Here is a 15,974-nt window from a genome sequence, read left to right as displayed (position 1 = left end):
AGAGACCCCCGTGGGATTTCTCGGGGGCTTTTGCTATCATGGCGCATCTTTTTTCCGGCGCACCCCACGCTGTCTTGTTTTCAAGGATTCCGCCATGCAACCTCTTAGCGGCCCCGGTGCGCCGATGGGCGATCGTTCTGCTGTTCCGCCGTTAAACGGCGCGTCCCCTCCCGGCGCGGCGCCTGGCGACCAGCCACTCTCACCGGCCCAGCGCACCACGCTGGAACGCCTAATCGTGCGCATTATCTCTCTCAGCACCTTAAAAGCGCCTGAACTCTGGGCAGGCGTGCAGCGCGAAGTAGGGGTAAAAAGCGAGGCGGAGCTGCAGTCGCGCCATTTCCCGGCGGCGGAACAGTACCTTAATAGCCGTCTGACGCAGGCGGAGACCGGACGCGCCACGCGTCAGCTGCTGACTCAGCTCACCGATCTGCTGCCGCAGGGCAATAATCGTCAGGCGGTCAGCGATTTTATTCGTCAGCAGTTCGGCCAGACGGTGCTGAGTTCCCTTTCGCAGGATCAGCTGCGTCAGGTGCTGACCATGCTGCAGAACGGCCAGATGGCAATTCCGCAGCCCCAGCAGTCGCGCACCACCGACCGCACGCTGCTGCCTGCCGAGCACCAGACGCTGAACCAGCAGATCGCGCGGCTGGCCGCTGCGACCGGTGAATCCACCGGCAAGATCTGGGCTTCAGCGCTGAAGCTGGCCAACCTCACCAGCGGCGACCCCATTCCGTCGCGCCACTTCCCGCTTTTGACGCAATATTTGCAGGTGCGTCAGACGCTGAGCCAGCACAGCGCCCCTACCCTGCAGGTGCTCGAGGCCTCGCTGAAGCAGCCGCTTGATAGCAATGAACGCCAGCAGCTGGAGGATTACAGCCTGCAGCGCTTCCAGGCGACGCCGCAGACGATTCTGACCCCGGCGCAGACCCAGGATCTGCTCAACCATCTTTTTGCGCGCCGCGCCGAAAGGCATCAGGAACAGCCGCTGGCCGACAGCGCGCTGCGCCCGCAGCCCATCTGGGCACCTTTTATCGCCGTGCTGCCCCAGCCGCTGGCGCAGCGCCCAATGCTGGGCATCGCCGCGGCGCTGATCGTCGTCCTCTTACTGCTCTGGCTGGTGATCTGATTGAGCCGCCGCGCACTTCAGGCGCGGCGCGAAAAACGCCCGGTAATGAAGATGCCCAGCAGCGCGCAGCAGGCGCCAGCCACATAGACCGAGCCGTAGCCAAGCGCGGTCGCCAGCAGTCCGGCAATCGGCCCGCTGGCGCCGTAGGCGACATCCTGAAAGGCGGAGAAACCGCCTAGCGCCGTGCCGCGCACCTGCGGCGAAACGCGTTTCACCACCTCCACGCCCAGCGCCGGGAAAATCAGCGAACAGCCGCAGCCGGTCAACGCCGCCCCGATAAGCGCTGTCCCGCCTTCAGCAGCGCACGCCAGCAGCAGCAGACCTGCCGCCTCCACCAGCAGCGAAACCAGCGCGACGCGAATACCGCCGTGCCGATCCGGCATGCCGCCGAACAGCAGACGCACCAGCACAAAGGCGACGCCGAATGCCGTCAGGGTAAAGCCCGCGTTGCCCCACTGCTGCGCGGCGAAGTAGAGCGAGGTGAAGGTGCCGATCACCGCAAAGCCGACGCCCTGCAGCGCCAGCGCGAGGCCCGGCTGAAAAATGGTGCGGATCACGCTGAACAGCGAAGGCCGCTCGCCGCCCACCACCGGCACCGGCCGGATAGTACTGTTGAGCGCCAGCGCCACCAGCGGCAGCGCCGTGGCTACCGCGCTCAGCAGCGCAAAGCCGCCGTGCTGATGCAGCATCAGGCCGAGCGGCGCGCCAGCCGCCAGCGCGCCGTAGATCGCCATGCCGTTCCACGACATCACCAGGCCGGATCGCCTGGCGCCCACCAGCCCCAGCCCCCACGTCAGGTTGCCGGTAAGCAGCAGGCTTTCGCCGAAGCCGAGCAGCAGACGCCCCAGCGCCAGCAGCGCGAATTTAACCAGCGCCGGGGCTGGCAGCAGCGCGGCGGCGAGGTAGGCGACACCCACCAGCATAATCGCCAGCATCCCCTGCTGGGTAGTGCGCTTCGCCCCGTGCCGATCGGCGCGGCGACCAGCAAAGCCGCGCGTCAGCAGGGTGGCGAAAAACTGTATGCCCACCGCGACGCCGACCATCACGTTATTCATACCCAGTTCCTGATGCACATAGAGCGGAATAACCGGCAGCGCCAGCCCGGCGGTGAGATAGGTCATAAAGACGGCCAGCGAGGAGCAGGCCAGCGGCAAGGTAGATGCGGCCTGCGGTTCAGTTGCGGTGGTGGTCATAACGGACGAAGCTCCCTGTTGTCAAACGCGCCTGCACCCGATCCACAAAAACAAAAAGGGCCGGTCAGACCGGCCCTTTATAAAACATTTTTAGCAATTATGCCTGAAACTTACGCATCGTCAGGGTGGCGTTGGTGCCGCCGAAGCCGAAGCTGTTGGACATCACGGTGGTCAGCGCTTTTTCCGTCGGTTTAGTGACGATGTTCATGCCTTCCGCCGCCGGGTCCGGCGTTTCGATGTTGATGCTCGGCGCGATAAAGCCGTGCTCCAGCATCAGCAGGGTGTAGATCGCTTCCTGTACGCCCGCCGCGCCCAGTGAGTGGCCGGTCATCGCTTTGGTAGCGGAAATAGCCGGCGTGTTGTCGCCGAAAACTTCACGGATAGCGCCCAGCTCTTTCACGTCGCCCACCGGCGTGGAGGTGCCGTGGCTGTTGAGATAATCGATCGGCGTATCCACGCCGTGCATCGCCATCTTCATGCAGCGCACCGCGCCTTCGCCCGATGGCGCGACCATATCCGCGCCGTCAGAGGTGGCGCCGTAGCCGACGATTTCAGCGTAGATGTGCGCACCGCGCGCCAGCGCGTGCTCCAGCTCTTCCACCACTACCATGCCGCCGCCGCCAGCGATGACAAAGCCGTCGCGCTCGCTGTCATAGGTGCGAGACGCTTTTTCCGGCGCGTCGTTATATTTCGTGGAGAGCGCGCCCATGGCGTCGAACTCGCAGGCCATTTCCCAGCAGAGCTCTTCGCCGCCGCCGGCAAAGACGATGTCCTGTTTGCCGAGCTGGATCTGCTCAACCGCATTGCCGATACAGTGCGCGGAGGTCGCACAGGCGGAGCTGATAGAGTAGTTTACGCCGTGGATTTTAAACGGCGTAGCGAGGCAGGCAGAAACGCCAGACGCCATCGCTTTGGTCACCACGTAGGGGCCGACCGCTTTCAGACCGCGCGGGCTGCGCATCGCGTCAGCGCCGAACACCTGGAAGCGCGGTGAACCGCCGCCGGAGCCGGCGATCAGACCCACGCGCGGGTTGCTCTGATACTGTTCGTCGGTCAGACCGGAATCTTTGATCGCTTCTTCCATGGAGAGGTAGGCATAGATGGACGCATCACTCATAAAACGCACAATCTTGCGATCGATAAGGCCGGTGGTATCCAGTTTGACGTTACCCCAGACGTGACTACGCATGCCGGAATCCTTCATCTCCTGGGAGAAGGTAATGCCGGAACGGCCTTCACGCAGAGAAGCGAGCACTTCCTGCTGGTTATTACCAATGCTGGAAACAATCCCCAGGCCAGTAATCACTGCACGTTTCATTCAGTTGTCCTCATTCCACTTCTTTTTGGATTGACGTGCACTCTAGCTTACACTTGTACGCCGAACAAGTCCGATCAGCCATTTCCTTTTGTAAATTTGCGTCATGTGACCCTGGTCGCTAAAATCGCGCCACAGCCTGAAAAATGAGCCTTCGCTGTGAAATTATCCCCGGTCGAACATGCCCAGCTAAGCTGGAATGAACAGGGTACACCTGTTTCCCGAGCCTTTGACGACGTCTATTTTTCCAATGACAACGGTCTGGAAGAGACGCGCTACGTGTTTCTTGGCGGCAACGATCTGCCCGATCGCTTCGCGCGTCATCCGCGCGATCTCTTTATCGTCGCGGAGAGCGGCTTCGGCACCGGCCTTAATTTTCTTATGCTGTGGCAGGCGTTTGACGCCTTCCAGCAGGCGCACCCCGACGCCGCCCTGCGGCGGCTGCATTTTATCAGCGTGGAAAAATTCCCCCTGACGCAGGCCGACTTAACGGCGGCGCATCAGCGCTGGCCAGCGCTTCAGCCCTGGGCCGAGCAGCTGCAGCGGCAGTGGCCGGTTGCCCTGCCCGGCTGCCAGCGTCTGCTGTTCGACGGCGGACGCGTGACGCTCGATCTCTGGCTCGGCGATATTAATACCCTTATAGAGACATTTGATGACAGCCTGCATCGCCAGGTAGACGCCTGGTTCCTCGACGGGTTCGCGCCGGCGAAAAATCCCGATATGTGGACGCCGCGCCTCTTCAACGCTATGGCGAAGCTGGCCCGACCCGGCGGTACCTTCGCCACCTTTACCGCCGCCGGTTTCGTGCGCCGCGGACTACAGGAGGCGGGTTTCGAGGTCAGCCGCCGCAAAGGATTTGGCGCGAAGCGTGAGATGCTGTGCGGCACCCTGACGCACGCGCCGGATCTGCCGGTCACGCAGCCCTGGTTTGCGCGCCCCGCCGCACGGGAAAGAGAAACAGCGATTATCGGCGGCGGGGTGGCGAGCGCGGTGCTGGCGCTCGCCCTGCTGCGCCGCGGCTGGCGCGTGACGCTCTACTGCGCCGACGAAGCGGCCGCGCTGGGCGCGTCGGGCAATCGTCAGGGCGCGCTCTATCCGCTGCTGAACCAGCACGATCCGGCGCTGGCGCGCTTCTTCCCCGCCGCCTTTAGCTTTGCGCGCCGTCTCTATGACGCGGCGCCGGTAAATTATGAGCACTGCTGGAGCGGCGTGCTGCAGCTCGGCTGGGATGAGAAAAGCGCCGACAAAATCGCGCAGATGCTGGCGATGGCGCTGCCGGAGGCGATCGCGCGCGGCGTCACGCCTGAAGAGGCGGAGGCGCTGGCGCAGGTCGAGCTGGGGGTCGGCGGCATTTACTATCCGCTCGGCGGCTGGCTTTCGCCCGCTGAACTCACCGCCAGCCTGCTGGCGCACGCTGAAACGCTGGGGCTGCGCATTCACTGGCTCCATCGCCTGACGCAGCTCGCCCCGACGGAACAGGGCTGGACGCTGCGCTTCGCCGATGGCAACGCGGCGACGCATCACAACGTGACGCTGGCGACCGGCCATGCGCTCAGCGCCCTGCCGCAAAGCGCGCCGCTGCCGACCTATGCGGTTGCCGGCCAGGTGAGCCACGTGCCCAGTACGCCCGGCCTTGACGCGCTGCAAACCGTGCTCTGCTACGACGGCTACCTGACGCCGGTCAGCCCGCAGTTCGCCACGCACTGCATCGGCGCCAGCTATCATCGCGGCGAGACCGCCACCGCTTACCGCGAAGAGGATCAGCAGCAGAACCGCACGCGGCTGCTCCACTCGCTGCCGGGCCGCCGCTGGGCGGAAAAGGTGGATGTCAGCGCAGGCGAGGCGCGCATCGGCGTGCGCTGCGCCACGCGCGACCATCTGCCGATGGCGGGCGCGCTGCCCAACTATGAGGCGACGCTGGCGCGCTATCAGGATCTTGCCGACCAGCGTGCGCGCAGCGAAGCGATCGCCGAGGCGCCGCATTACGCGGGTCTGTTTGTGCTGGGGGCGCTCGGCTCGCGCGGGCTGTGCAGCGCGCCACTCGCCGCCGAAGCGCTGGCGGCGCAGATGAGCGGCGAACCGCAGCCGCTGGATAGCGCGACGCTGGCCGCGCTCAGCCCGAACCGCTACTGGGTGAGAAAGCTGCTGAAAGGGAAAAAAGCGGGAAGATAGCATCGGGGCGGCACGGCGCCGCCCCGTGAAATCAGGCGGTCTGACGCGCCTGCTGAAACAGATTGTCCCACATGCCCACCACCAGCACCTGGTCGCGCGGCGAGAGTTCGCCAGCGGCAATGGCGTTTTGCAGGCTGTTGGCAACCTGGGTTTGCAACGCTTCCGGCGTATGGTCGCCCGACTGTTCGATTTCCGCGACCGCGAGGGTCAGGTGACCGCGCAGATAGCCGCTGGCGAACAGCTCGTCATCGCTGGCGTGATCGACCATATCGTCAATCAGGGCCAGAATACGCGCTTCAAATTCTGCGATCATCTCAATTCCTCTTTAATATTGTCTGCACTCATCACAGATCGTCTGGCCAGGGAAACTGTGCTGACGTCAGTGCAGGCGTGCCATAAAAGTCCGCTAACGCGGCGATAAAACGCGCGGGCCGTGCAGGGATGCCCTTCTCCAGATAAGAGATGACCTGCGCATGGACCTTACGCTGAAACGCGACGCGATCCGGCTCACAATCTCCATCGAGATTGTCACAGCTGACGTTGAACGGGAAGCCTGCTGCAACGCAGAACATCCACTCCAGCGCCTGAGGCTTAATCTCCACAGACTCGAACTGACTCTGCGTCTGGGCGTCGCGGCCGTCCGGACAGTACCAGTAGCCAAAATCCACCAGCTTGCGCCGCGCCTCGCCGGCGATGCACCAGTGAGAAATCTCGTGCAGCGCGCTGGCGTAAAAACCGTGGGCGAACACCACGCGGTGCCACGGCGAACGCTCGTCTGCCGGAAGATAGATGGGCTCATCGTCGCCTTTAATTAGACGGGTCTGAAACTCGTCGCGAAAGCAGCTATCGAAAATCGTAATCAGTTGTTCGTAATGGTGCGTCGTGTTCATGGTGTCATCGTAAAAACGGCGTCATTATCGCGGCGCCGGGAATGAATGTATTACAGCGCGGCGATCCACGCCAGCAGCGCGCTGCCGTGAGCGTCCCACAGCAGCTTCGCGCTCATAACCGCAGAAACAATGACCACCATCGGGCGGATCAGTTTCTGTCCACGGCTCAGCACCAGCCGCGCCCCCAGCCGTGCACCGCAGAAGGCGCCGATCAGCATAATTAAACCGATACCCCAGATCACTTTGCCACCGAACATAAAGAACAGCAGGCTGGCGAAATTCGAGGTGAAATTCAGAATTTTGGCATGCGCGGTGGCTTTGGCAAGGTTGAAGCCGCAGAGGGTGACAAAGGCGAGCGCATAGAAGGAACCGGCGCCCGGGCCGAAGAAGCCGTCGTAGAAGCCGATGCAGCCGCCGCCCACCAGCGCATATGGCAGCCCGTAAAGGCGACGCGCGCGATCCTCTTCGCCGAGGCGCGGCATCAGCAGAAACCACAGGCCAATGGCGATCAGCAGCAGCGGCAGCACCTGACGCAGCGCGTCGGCGTTCAGGTGCTGGATCAGCAGGGTGCCCAGCACCGCGCCGATAAAGGTCATGGCGATATTGAGCCGCTGTTCGCGCAGGTTGACCGCGCCGCGGCGGATGAAATAGAGGCTGGCGGAGAACGAGCCGCCGACGGACTGCAGTTTATTGGTAGCCAGCGCCTGCGCAGGCGATAAACCGGCCGCCAGCAGCGCAGGCACGGTAAGCAGCCCGCCGCCGCCGGCGATAGAGTCGATAAACGCCGCCAGCACGGCGACCAGAAACAGCACCCCGACCACTATCGGGCTGACGACGAACCACTCCATGGCGATCCCTTATAAAAGATGTTTATCCAGCAGCGCCTGACACGCCTGCGGCAGCGGTGGCGGCTCACGCTTCACCGGCACGCCGCTGCCCGGTTTCTTCGGCAGGAACCAGCTCTCCAGCTCGGCGCCGCAGCCGTCGCCCGGCGGCGGTGCAGGCTGATCTTCACAGCCGATGCTGTTGGCCGGGCAGCGCAGACGCACATGCATATGCGCGCGATGCGCGAACCACGGGCGCACCTTGCGCAGCCAGTCGCGGTCTGCGCCTGCGTCGGCGCAAAGCTGCTTTTTAATCGCCGGATTGACGAAGATACGCGTCACATCGTTGTCTTTCGCCGCCAGCTTGATCAGGCTGTCGATCTCCGGCCGCCAGTGACGCGCCACCACGCTTTTGTCATCCGCCGTCACCAAATCAAGCGGCTGCGGCTTCAGCAGCTGCTGCGCGCTCCAGCGGGTTTTCGGCAGCTGCAGCCAGATATCGACGTCGAGCCCGGTCTGATGGCTGGCGTGTCCGCTGCTGAAGCGCCCGCCCGCCGCCATGCCCATATCGCCAATCAGCACGTTGCCCAGCTGCAGGTTATGCACCTGGGCGCTGAGGCGCTGAATAAACAGGATGAGATCGGGATGGCCGAAATAGCGCCGCTGATCCTGGCGCATCACCTGATAGCCGGGCGCGTTGAGCGGCAGCGCCTGCGCGCCGACGATGCAGCCGTTGGCGAAAGAGCCGATAGACTGCGCGCTGCCCGGGATCGGCTGCTGAATACGCTGCCATGGCGTCGCGGCCAGGGCTGAGGCGCTGAAGAGCAGCGTCGATACGAGAATAAGCAGTGATTTCATGGCGTCACCAGCGCGGCACGGTGCTGTTAACGTCACCGTTCTGCGCGCGCTGGCGCAGCAGGTGATCCATCAGCACGATCGCCATCATCGCTTCGGCGATCGGCACGGCGCGAATGCCCACGCAGGGATCGTGCCGCCCTTTGGTGATCATCTCCACCTCTTCGCCGCGGCGGGTGATGGTCTGGCCCGGCACGGTAATACTGGAGGTCGGCTTCATCGCCAGATTGGCGCTGATGGTCTGGCCGCTGCTGATGCCGCCGAGAATGCCGCCGGCATGGTTGCTCTGGAAGCCGCTGGCGCGGATCTCGTCGCGATGCTGGCTGCCGCGCTGTTTTACCACCGCAAAGCCGTCGCCGATCTCCACGCCTTTCACCGCGTTGATGCTCATCAGCGCATGTGCGAGGTCAGCATCAAGCCGATCGAAAACCGGCTCGCCGAGGCCCGGCGGCACGTTCTCCGCCATGACCGTCACTTTAGCCCCGATGGAGTCACCCTCTTTTTTCAGGGCGCGCATCAGCTCGTCCAGCGCCTCCAGCTTGCTGGCATCTGGACAGAAGAACGGGTTCTCTTCAACGATGCTCCAGTCCTTCAGCTCGCACGCCACGTCGCCGATCTGCGCCAGATAGCCGCGCACCACGACGCCGTGCTTCATCTGCAGATATTTTTTGGCAATCGCGCCCGCGGCAACGCGCATCGCGGTTTCACGCGCCGACGAGCGGCCGCCGCCGCGGTAGTCGCGCAGGCCATACTTCTGCTCGTAGGTGTAATCGGCGTGGCCGGGACGGAAGAGATCTTTGATCGCGCCGTAATCTTGCGAACGCTGGTCGGTATTTTCAATCAGCAGGCCGATTGAGGTGCCGGTGGTGACCCCCTCGAAGACGCCGGACAAAATTTTCACCTGATCCGGCTCGCGACGCTGGGTGGTATAGCGCGAGGTGCCGGGACGGCGGCGGTCGAGATCGTGCTGAATATCCGCTTCGGTCAGCGGAATGCCCGGCGGCACGCCGTCAACGATGCAGCCCAGCGCGATGCCGTGCGACTCGCCAAAAGTGGTTACGCGAAAGAATTGTCCGATGCTGTTTCCGGCCATGGGGATTCCTTGTTACGAAGCGTTCGCTCAGTCTTTATAAATAGAGAAGTGATGTTGTGCGTCGACGATCTGCTGGCGCGTCAGCATAAAGACACCGTCGCCGCCGTTGTCGAACTCCAGCCAGGTAAAGGGCACGTCGGGATAGTGATCGATCATATGCACCATGCTGTTGCCGACTTCGCAGATCAGCACGCCGTTGTCGCTCAGATAATTTGGCGCACAGGCAAGAATGCGGCGCACCAGCTTCAGGCCGTCGCTGCCCGCCGCCAGACCGAGTTCCGGCTCATGGCGATATTCGTTCGGCAGATCTTCCATATCTTCCGCGTCCACGTAGGGCGGATTGGAGACGATCAGATCGTATTTTACCGGCGGCAGCTCGCGGAAGAGATCGGCGCGGATCGGCGTCACCTGATGGATCAAACCGTGATCCTCGATATTCTGCTCGGCAACCGCCAGCGCGTCATAAGAGATATCCACCGCATCCACTTCCGCTTCCGGAAAGGCGTAAGCGCAGGCGATCGCGATGCAGCCGCTGCCGGTGCACATATCGAGGATATGGCGTGGCGTCTCGGCAACCAGGCCGGCGAAGCGGTTTTCAATCAGTTCGCCAATCGGCGAGCGCGGCACCAGCACGCGTTCGTCGACGTAGAACTCGTGGCCGCAGAACCAGGCTTTGTTGGTGAGGTAGGCGACCGGAATGCGCTCGTTGACGCGGCGGATCACGCGCTCAACGATGCGGTGACGCTCGCTGGCGGTAAGGCGCGCGCTGCGCATATCTTCCGGAATGTCCAGCGGCAGCCAGAGCGTGGGCAGGACCAGTTGCACCGCTTCGTCCCAGGGATTGTCGGTGCCGTGACCGTACCAGATCCCGGCGGCGGAAAAACGACTGACCGCCCAGCGCAACATATCCTGAATGGTGTGCAGTTCGTTGACTGCCTCATCGACGAAAATTTTGTCCACGTAGCCCTCCGCAGGCCCAATTGCTAAATCGGCCGATAGTGTGCCATGAAGCCGGGGAGAATTCAGCGCAGCAAGGTGAAAAAGCTGACAATTAGCGGATCGGGCGGTAAGGTAACGCCATTCGCTGTTTTCCAGCCTTATCAGACAAGATTCGCCTGCAATGAGTAAAAAAACTTCTCTTAACGACGACGACAAAGCGCTGTTTCGCCAGCTGATGAGCGGCACGCGCAAAATCAAGCAGGATACCGTGGTGCATAAGCCTGCGGTGAAAAGCCGCGAGCTGCCGCTGAAGCGGCTGATTTCCGAACAGGTGGACAACAGCCACTACTTTTCCGACGAGTTTCAGCCGCTGCTGGCGACCGAGGGCGCGACGCGCTACGTGCGCGCCGACGTCAGCCACTACGAGCTGAAAAAGCTGCGGCGCGGCGACTATACGCCGGAGATTTTCCTCGACCTGCACGGCCTGACGCAGCAGCAGGCTAAACAAGAGCTGGGCGCGCTGATCGCCGCCTGTCGCCGCGAGCATCTGTTCTGCGCCAGCGTGATGACCGGCCACGGCAAGCATATTCTTAAGCAGCAGACGCCGCTCTGGCTGGCGCAGCATCCCTATGTGATGGCGTTCCATCAGGCGCCGAAAATGTTCGGCGGAGACGCGGCGCTGCTGGTGTTGATTGAGGTGGAGGAGTGGCAACCGCCCGAGCTGCCTTGAGAAGGGATGGGCCGTCTGCGCGGCCCGCGGGCGTTATATGGCCTTCGCCAGTTTAGAGGGGCTGACCTGCCACAACAGCTTGCCTTCGCAGCTGGCGGGATCGAAATCGACGCAGGCGATGGCGGAGGTGGCGAACATCGGCGGCGCTTCCTGCGGGCAGAGCTCAGAAACCAGATAGCCGACCAGCGGCAGATGCGAAATCACCATCGCCGACTTCACGCCCTGATTTCCCAGCGCCAGCAGATAGCAGGCCACCAGCCCAGGATCGCCTCCGGGCGTCAGCTCCGGCAAAATCTCCTGCCCTTCCGGCAGGGTTAACGCTTCGCGTACCGTCGCCAGCGTCTGCTGGGCCCGAAGATAGGGACTGACCAGCACGCGTTCTACCTCCACCGTCTGGCTGTTGAGCCAGCTCGCCATCTGGCGTGATTCGTCACAGCCACAGTGGGTGAGAGGTCGGACCGAATCACTGGCGGCTTCAAGAGCCGCATCGCCGTGACGCATGATAAAAACTTGCATAAAGCACCGCTGTTGTTTGTCGATATCGCCCGGCGCGGAGGCGCCTGACTCTTCATTCTGCGAATGAACGCTGTGTTGTACCCCAATGCCTTGAGTATAGTCAACCGGTTGTTTATTAAATAAGCGCTTCTCAGAATCGTGCCGCGCCGCCTGCCCTGACGGCGCATTTCTAACCCGCTGAATCGGTGCGGATATTCCATTCGGTCAGGAAATGTAAAATTTCTTCTCCTGCTGCTCCGCCGCCAGCAGCGCCTCGCACGGGGCAAAACGCTCGCCATACTGGCGCATTAAGGCGCGTAATGTTTGCGCAATATCCGCCGCGCCGCGCTGATCCATATAGCGGAACGGGCCGCCGAGAAACGGCGGAAAACCGATGCCAAACACCGCGCCGATATCGCCGTCGCGCGCGCTGCGAATCACCTCTTCGTCAAGACAGCGCGCCGCCTCGTTCAGCATCATCATCATGCAGCGCTCGGCGATATGCGCTTCGCTCAGCTTTGCCGCAGGCTGCACGCCGAGCAGCGGGTAGATTGCCGGATCGGGCTTTTTGCCACCGCGTCGCCCGCCGCCATAAAGGTAGAAGCCTTTGCCATTTTTACGCCCTTTGCGATCGTCCTTCAGCACCGCCTCAAACGCGGCGGGCGCGGCGAAGCGATCGCCGTAAGTCTGCTGCAGCACCGGGGTGATCTTGCTGCCGACGTCGATGCCCACCTCGTCCAGCAGCTGCAGCGGGCCGACGGGAAAGCCCGCCCGAACCAGCGCGCGATCGATATGCTCCACCGGTTCGCCCTCCAGCAGGCAGCGCATCGCCTCATTTATATAGGGCGCGAGAATGCGATTCACATAGAAGCCGGCGCGGTCCGCCACGACAATGGGCGTTTTGCCCTGTTTTTTCGCCAGCGCCACGGTGGTGGCCAGCGTCTGCTGTGAGGTGCCGGCGTGCGGGATCACCTCTACCAGCGGCATCTTTTCCACCGGACTGAAGTAGTGCAGGCCGATAACGTTGTCCGGCCGCTGCGCCTGCGCGGCGATATCCGCGATCGGCAACGATGAGGTATTGGAGGCGAAGATGGTGTGCGGCGCACAGTGGCTTTCCACTTCGCGCACCATCTGCTGTTTGAGCGGCAGATCTTCGAACACGGCTTCAATCACCAGGTCGCGTTGGGCAAAGCCCTGATAATCGGTGCCGCCGGTGATGCGCGCCAGCTGCTGCTGGCGCTGCGCCGCGCTGAGATGGCGTCGTTTGACCTTTTTGCTCAGACCTTCCCAGCTCGCCTTCAGCGCATGGTTAACGCCCTGCAGGTGGATATCCTTGATGCGCACCGGCAGCCCGGCGTTGATCGCCGTGACGCTGGCGATGCCGCCGCCCATCAGCCCGCCGCCCAGGATGCCGATCTGCCGCAGCGTGCGCGGCTCAGCGTCGGCGCCGGTCTCTTTTTTCATCGCCGTGCTGGCGAAGAACAGGCTGCGCAGCGCGGCGGATTGCGGCGTCATCGCCAGTTCGCCAAAGGCGCGCGCCTCTGCCCGATGCCCCGCCTCGCTGCCCTGCTCAATGCCGATACGCACCACATCGATAATGCGCTGCGCGGCCGGATAGTTGCCGTGCGTTTTGCGCGCGGTTTCGCGCTGCGCCAGCGCAAAGAGCGCGTGGCGCGCCAGCGGCGCCTGCACGACGCGATCGCGCAGCGGCAGCGCGCGCGCGGCATGTCTGCCCTTCAGCACGCGCGCTACCGCGGTGTCCAGCAGGATCGCCTGCGGCACCGCGTCATCCACCAGCCCCATCCTGCGCGCCTGCTTCGCCCGCAGGGTTTTGCCGGTCAGGATCAGCGGCAGCGCCTGTCGCAGCCCGATAAGTCGCGGCAGGCGCTGAGTGCCGCCCGATCCCGGCAGCAGCCCCAGCTGGACCTCCGGCAGACCGAGCCGGGTTTTATCGTCCAGGGTACAGATGCGCGCATCGCAGGCGAGCGCCAGCTCCAGCCCGCCGCCCAGGCAGGCGCCGTGGATCGCCGCCACAACCGGAAACGGCAGCGCCGCAATCGCCGCCATCGCTTCCTGACCCTGTCGCGCCAGCGACTCCGCCTGCTCGGCGCTGCGGCAGTCGGCGATCATGCTGATATCAGCACCGGCGATAAAATTGTCAGGCTTGCCGGAGATCAGCACCAGGCCAGCCAGCTGCGTATCGCGCCGCGCCTCGTCGATCACCGCCGTCAGCTGCTGCGCAAAGGCGGCCCGCAGCGTATTCATCTTTTCACCCGGCACGTCAATGACGATGACGCCGACGTGATCCGGCCGCATCTGTAAAGAGAAAGCGTTCTGCTCCATTATTCCGCCTCCAGAACCATGGCCGCGCCTAAGCCGCCTGCCGCGCAGGCGGTGACCAGCGCCAGCCCGCCGCCGCGACGCCGCAGCTCATGCAGCGTTTGAGTAATCATGCGCGCGCCGGTGGCGGCGAAAGGATGGCCGTAGGCGATGGAGCCGCCGAGCACGTTGAAGCGCGCCTCGTCGACCTCGCCCAGCGCCTGCGGGCGATTCAGTTTTTCCCGCGCGAAACGTTCGTCGTCGAAGCACTGCAGGTTGCAGAGCGTCTGGGCGGCGAAGGCTTCGTGCATATCGATCAGCGTCAGGTCGCTCAGCGCGACGCCTGCGCGATCCAGCGCCAGCGGCGAGGCGTAGGCGGGACCGAGCAGCATGTCCTGCTGTACATCGATGGCGGTAAAGGCGTAGCTGCGCAGATAGCCCAGCGGCGCAATGCCCAGCTCGCGCGCGCGCCCTTCGCTCATCAACACCACCGCCGCCGCGCCGTCGGTAAGCGGCGTGCTGTTGGCCGCCGTGACGCTGCCGTGCTGGCGGTCAAACGCCGGCCGCAGCCGCGCATAGTCTTCGATTTTTGCCGCCATGCGCACGTTGTTGTCCTGCTCAATGGGCGCTTTCCACGGCGGCGCGAAGGCGGGCATCACCTCCTGCTGCAGCACGCCGGATTGCCAGGCGCGAGCGGCGTGCTGGTGCGACCGCAGCGCCAGCGCATCCTGCGCCGCGCGGCTTATGCCGTGCGTTTTTGCCATCTGTTCCGCCGTATCGCCCATGCGCAGGCCGGTAGAGTACTCGGCGACGGCGGGCGGCACCGGCAGCAGATCGCGCGGCCGCAGGCGACGCAGAATCTGCGCTTTCTGCCCCAGGTTGCGCGCTTTGCTAAGATCGAGCAAGGCGCGCGCCAGGGTTTTGCTGACGCCGATCGGCAATACCGATGAGGAGTCCGCGCCGCCCGCAATACCCGCGCGGATGGTGCCCGCCATCAGGCTTTCCGCCACGTTGGCGACCGCCTGAAAGCTGGTGGCGCAGGCGCGGCTGACGCTGTAGGCGTCGGTATGCACGCTCAGCCCGCTGCTGAGCAAGATTTCCCGCGCGATATTGGGCGCTTCCGGCATCTGGATCACCTGGCCGAACACCAGCTGCTCTACCGCCTCGACCGGGAGTTCGCTGCGCGCCATCAGTTCGCTTACCACCATTCGCCCCAGTTCCACGGCAGGAATGCCATGAAAACCGGTCGCCTGACGCAGGAACGGCGTACGGAGTCCGTGAGTAATGGCGATGCGATCGCCCGCACGCGTCAGCAACGGCTGCGCTTTGCTCATCTGTTTCACCTGTGAATGTTGACCGGGCGCCATCGCCCTGAGAGGTCTGACCTGATCCACAGTGTTAACGACAAGCGGGCGCGCCGCCAATCAGGAAAGAAAAAAAGTGCGAGGGAAAACACGAAAATAGAAAACGCCGTTTAGCAACGGCGTTCAGAGGCTTAGCGCAGGCCCAGCTGAAAAATCAGGGTTTCGGCCTGGCAGGCGAAGGTGAAATCGATATCCAGCTGCACGCCGTTGTCGCGCTCGTCAAAGCGGGCGTCGATCTGACAAGGATCCGACTCAATCTGCCGCGCCTTTTCCGTCAGGCTCGCCAGTTTGGCCTCCGCCTCACTGCGCTGCGCAAACCATTCTGACCAGCTGGCGGTGCAGTCGCTGTTATCCATCACGGTGCCGACATCCACGCAGCAGCAGGCAGCGGTTTCATTGGCGCTGCATTTATTCATGGTATTGGTCATTGCGTTCTCCTGGACATAAATCTGTGGGCGAGCTGGATTGACGCCCGAAATTTTACGCCCCCGGTTTGAAATGCGCTATGTCAGAGGCGCTAAGTGACGAATATCACAATAAAATTTGATCCAAAACAAATTAGAGTCGGTATGCTACGCTCTGCCCTGCCGGTTTTGTTAAGCGGATCGAAATTTTGCGGATCAATCCAGAAATATTTTAAAAACAATATTGCAACATCT

At 63.0% G+C, this 15,974-nt stretch carries 15 protein-coding genes; 3 read left to right on the top strand and 12 right to left on the bottom strand.

Going from position 1 to position 15,974, the window contains the following annotated elements:
* The first annotated feature begins 94 nt into the window (after positions 1-94).
* Entirely contained in the window at positions 95-1,126 is a 1,032-nt protein-coding gene (gene flk / locus Q9R34_RS14920) for a flagella biosynthesis regulator Flk (protein WP_485894701.1), read from the top strand.
* Between the two features lie 17 nt (positions 1,127-1,143).
* Here flk and Q9R34_RS14915 read toward each other — a convergent pair whose 3' ends face one another.
* Positions 1,144-2,319, bottom strand: a complete 1,176-nt coding sequence (locus tag Q9R34_RS14915) for an arabinose transporter (protein WP_485894700.1) — start codon at positions 2,317-2,319, stop codon at positions 1,144-1,146.
* Between the two features lie 97 nt (positions 2,320-2,416).
* Complete coding sequence (gene fabB / locus Q9R34_RS14910; protein ID WP_033750590.1) at positions 2,417-3,637, bottom strand: beta-ketoacyl-ACP synthase I; 1,221 nt, start codon at positions 3,635-3,637, stop codon at positions 2,417-2,419.
* A gap of 156 nt (positions 3,638-3,793) precedes the next feature.
* On the opposite strand from fabB, the gene mnmC reads away from it, so the two are divergent.
* Positions 3,794-5,806, top strand: coding sequence for a bifunctional tRNA (5-methylaminomethyl-2-thiouridine)(34)-methyltransferase MnmC2/FAD-dependent 5-carboxymethylaminomethyl-2-thiouridine(34) oxidoreductase MnmC1 (gene mnmC, locus Q9R34_RS14905; RefSeq protein ID WP_485894698.1), 2,013 nt, complete (start codon positions 3,794-3,796; stop codon positions 5,804-5,806).
* Positions 5,807-5,837: 31 nt separating this feature from the next.
* On the opposite strand, the gene Q9R34_RS14900 is transcribed toward mnmC, so the two are convergent.
* The 6 genes from Q9R34_RS14900 to prmB are packed head-to-tail and all read right to left on the bottom strand — an operon-like array spanning position 5,838 to position 10,428.
* Positions 5,838-6,119, bottom strand: coding sequence for a YfcL family protein (locus Q9R34_RS14900; RefSeq protein ID WP_434122749.1), 282 nt, complete (start codon positions 6,117-6,119; stop codon positions 5,838-5,840).
* A 31-nt stretch (positions 6,120-6,150) separates the two neighbouring features.
* Positions 6,151-6,696: an elongation factor P hydroxylase gene (locus Q9R34_RS14895; protein ID WP_434122748.1), complete on the bottom strand. Its 546-nt coding sequence runs from the start codon at positions 6,694-6,696 to the stop codon at positions 6,151-6,153.
* A 50-nt stretch (positions 6,697-6,746) separates the two neighbouring features.
* Positions 6,747-7,544: a sulfite exporter TauE/SafE family protein gene (locus Q9R34_RS14890; protein WP_434122747.1), complete on the bottom strand. Its 798-nt coding sequence runs from the start codon at positions 7,542-7,544 to the stop codon at positions 6,747-6,749.
* A 9-nt stretch (positions 7,545-7,553) separates the two neighbouring features.
* Entirely contained in the window at positions 7,554-8,378 is an 825-nt protein-coding gene (mepA, locus tag Q9R34_RS14885) for a penicillin-insensitive murein endopeptidase (RefSeq protein WP_485894695.1), read from the bottom strand.
* Positions 8,379-8,382: 4 nt separating this feature from the next.
* On the bottom strand, positions 8,383-9,468 hold the full coding sequence (gene aroC, locus Q9R34_RS14880; RefSeq protein WP_485894693.1) for a chorismate synthase: 1,086 nt from the start codon (positions 9,466-9,468) through the stop codon (positions 8,383-8,385).
* A 27-nt stretch (positions 9,469-9,495) separates the two neighbouring features.
* Positions 9,496-10,428 carry a 50S ribosomal protein L3 N(5)-glutamine methyltransferase gene (prmB, locus tag Q9R34_RS14875; protein WP_434122744.1) on the bottom strand — a complete coding sequence of 311 codons (933 nt, stop codon included), beginning with the start codon at positions 10,426-10,428 and terminating at the stop codon, positions 9,496-9,498.
* 160 nt (positions 10,429-10,588) lie between these two features.
* Here prmB and smrB point away from each other — a divergent pair, with 160 nt between their 5' ends.
* A complete protein-coding gene (gene smrB / locus Q9R34_RS14870) occupies positions 10,589-11,137 on the top strand; it encodes an endonuclease SmrB (protein WP_033791677.1) in 549 nt (182 codons plus the stop codon).
* Between the two features lie 33 nt (positions 11,138-11,170).
* Here the strand turns inward: smrB and sixA are convergent, their stop codons facing one another.
* From sixA to Q9R34_RS14850, 4 genes are all read right to left on the bottom strand, one after another.
* Entirely contained in the window at positions 11,171-11,653 is a 483-nt protein-coding gene (gene sixA, locus Q9R34_RS14865; RefSeq protein ID WP_485894690.1) for a phosphohistidine phosphatase SixA, read from the bottom strand.
* A gap of 204 nt (positions 11,654-11,857) precedes the next feature.
* Positions 11,858-13,975 carry a fatty acid oxidation complex subunit alpha FadJ gene (fadJ, locus tag Q9R34_RS14860; protein ID WP_485894688.1) on the bottom strand — a complete coding sequence of 706 codons (2,118 nt, stop codon included), beginning with the start codon at positions 13,973-13,975 and terminating at the stop codon, positions 11,858-11,860.
* Positions 13,975-15,285 carry an acetyl-CoA C-acyltransferase FadI gene (gene fadI, locus Q9R34_RS14855; RefSeq protein ID WP_485894686.1) on the bottom strand — a complete coding sequence of 437 codons (1,311 nt, stop codon included), beginning with the start codon at positions 15,283-15,285 and terminating at the stop codon, positions 13,975-13,977. Before fadI ends, fadJ begins: the two co-directional genes overlap by 1 nt.
* A gap of 161 nt (positions 15,286-15,446) precedes the next feature.
* A complete protein-coding gene (locus tag Q9R34_RS14850) occupies positions 15,447-15,743 on the bottom strand; it encodes a YfcZ/YiiS family protein (protein WP_075203216.1) in 297 nt (98 codons plus the stop codon).
* Positions 15,744-15,974: the final 231 nt, after the last annotated feature.

It is taken from the genome of Enterobacter sp. BRE11 (assembly GCF_031844285.1).
Classification (GTDB): Bacteria; Pseudomonadota; Gammaproteobacteria; order Enterobacterales; family Enterobacteriaceae; genus Pantoea.
This window is presented reverse-complemented; position numbering and strand designations above follow the sequence as displayed.

Excerpts from the sequence above, each read along its gene's own strand:
- aroC (WP_485894693.1), bottom strand. The coding sequence starts at position 9,468 with ATGGCCGGAAACAGCATCGGACAATTCTTTCGCGTAACCACTTTTGGC.
- fadI (WP_485894686.1), bottom strand. The coding sequence starts at position 15,285 with ATGAGCAAAGCGCAGCCGTTGCTGACGCGTGCGGGCGATCGCATCGCC.
- mepA (WP_485894695.1), bottom strand. The coding sequence starts at position 8,378 with ATGAAATCACTGCTTATTCTCGTATCGACGCTGCTCTTCAGCGCCTCA.
- Q9R34_RS14890 (WP_434122747.1), bottom strand. The coding sequence starts at position 7,544 with ATGGAGTGGTTCGTCGTCAGCCCGATAGTGGTCGGGGTGCTGTTTCTG.
- fadJ (WP_485894688.1), bottom strand. The coding sequence starts at position 13,975 with ATGGAGCAGAACGCTTTCTCTTTACAGATGCGGCCGGATCACGTCGGC.
- sixA (WP_485894690.1), bottom strand. The coding sequence starts at position 11,653 with ATGCAAGTTTTTATCATGCGTCACGGCGATGCGGCTCTTGAAGCCGCC.
- Q9R34_RS14900 (WP_434122749.1), bottom strand. The coding sequence starts at position 6,119 with ATGATCGCAGAATTTGAAGCGCGTATTCTGGCCCTGATTGACGATATG.
- Q9R34_RS14915 (WP_485894700.1), bottom strand. The coding sequence starts at position 2,319 with ATGACCACCACCGCAACTGAACCGCAGGCCGCATCTACCTTGCCGCTG.
- Q9R34_RS14850 (WP_075203216.1), bottom strand. The coding sequence starts at position 15,743 with ATGACCAATACCATGAATAAATGCAGCGCCAATGAAACCGCTGCCTGC.
- fabB (WP_033750590.1), bottom strand. The coding sequence starts at position 3,637 with ATGAAACGTGCAGTGATTACTGGCCTGGGGATTGTTTCCAGCATTGGT.
- smrB (WP_033791677.1), top strand. The coding sequence starts at position 10,589 with ATGAGTAAAAAAACTTCTCTTAACGACGACGACAAAGCGCTGTTTCGC.
- flk (WP_485894701.1), top strand. The coding sequence starts at position 95 with ATGCAACCTCTTAGCGGCCCCGGTGCGCCGATGGGCGATCGTTCTGCT.
- Q9R34_RS14895 (WP_434122748.1), bottom strand. The coding sequence starts at position 6,696 with ATGAACACGACGCACCATTACGAACAACTGATTACGATTTTCGATAGC.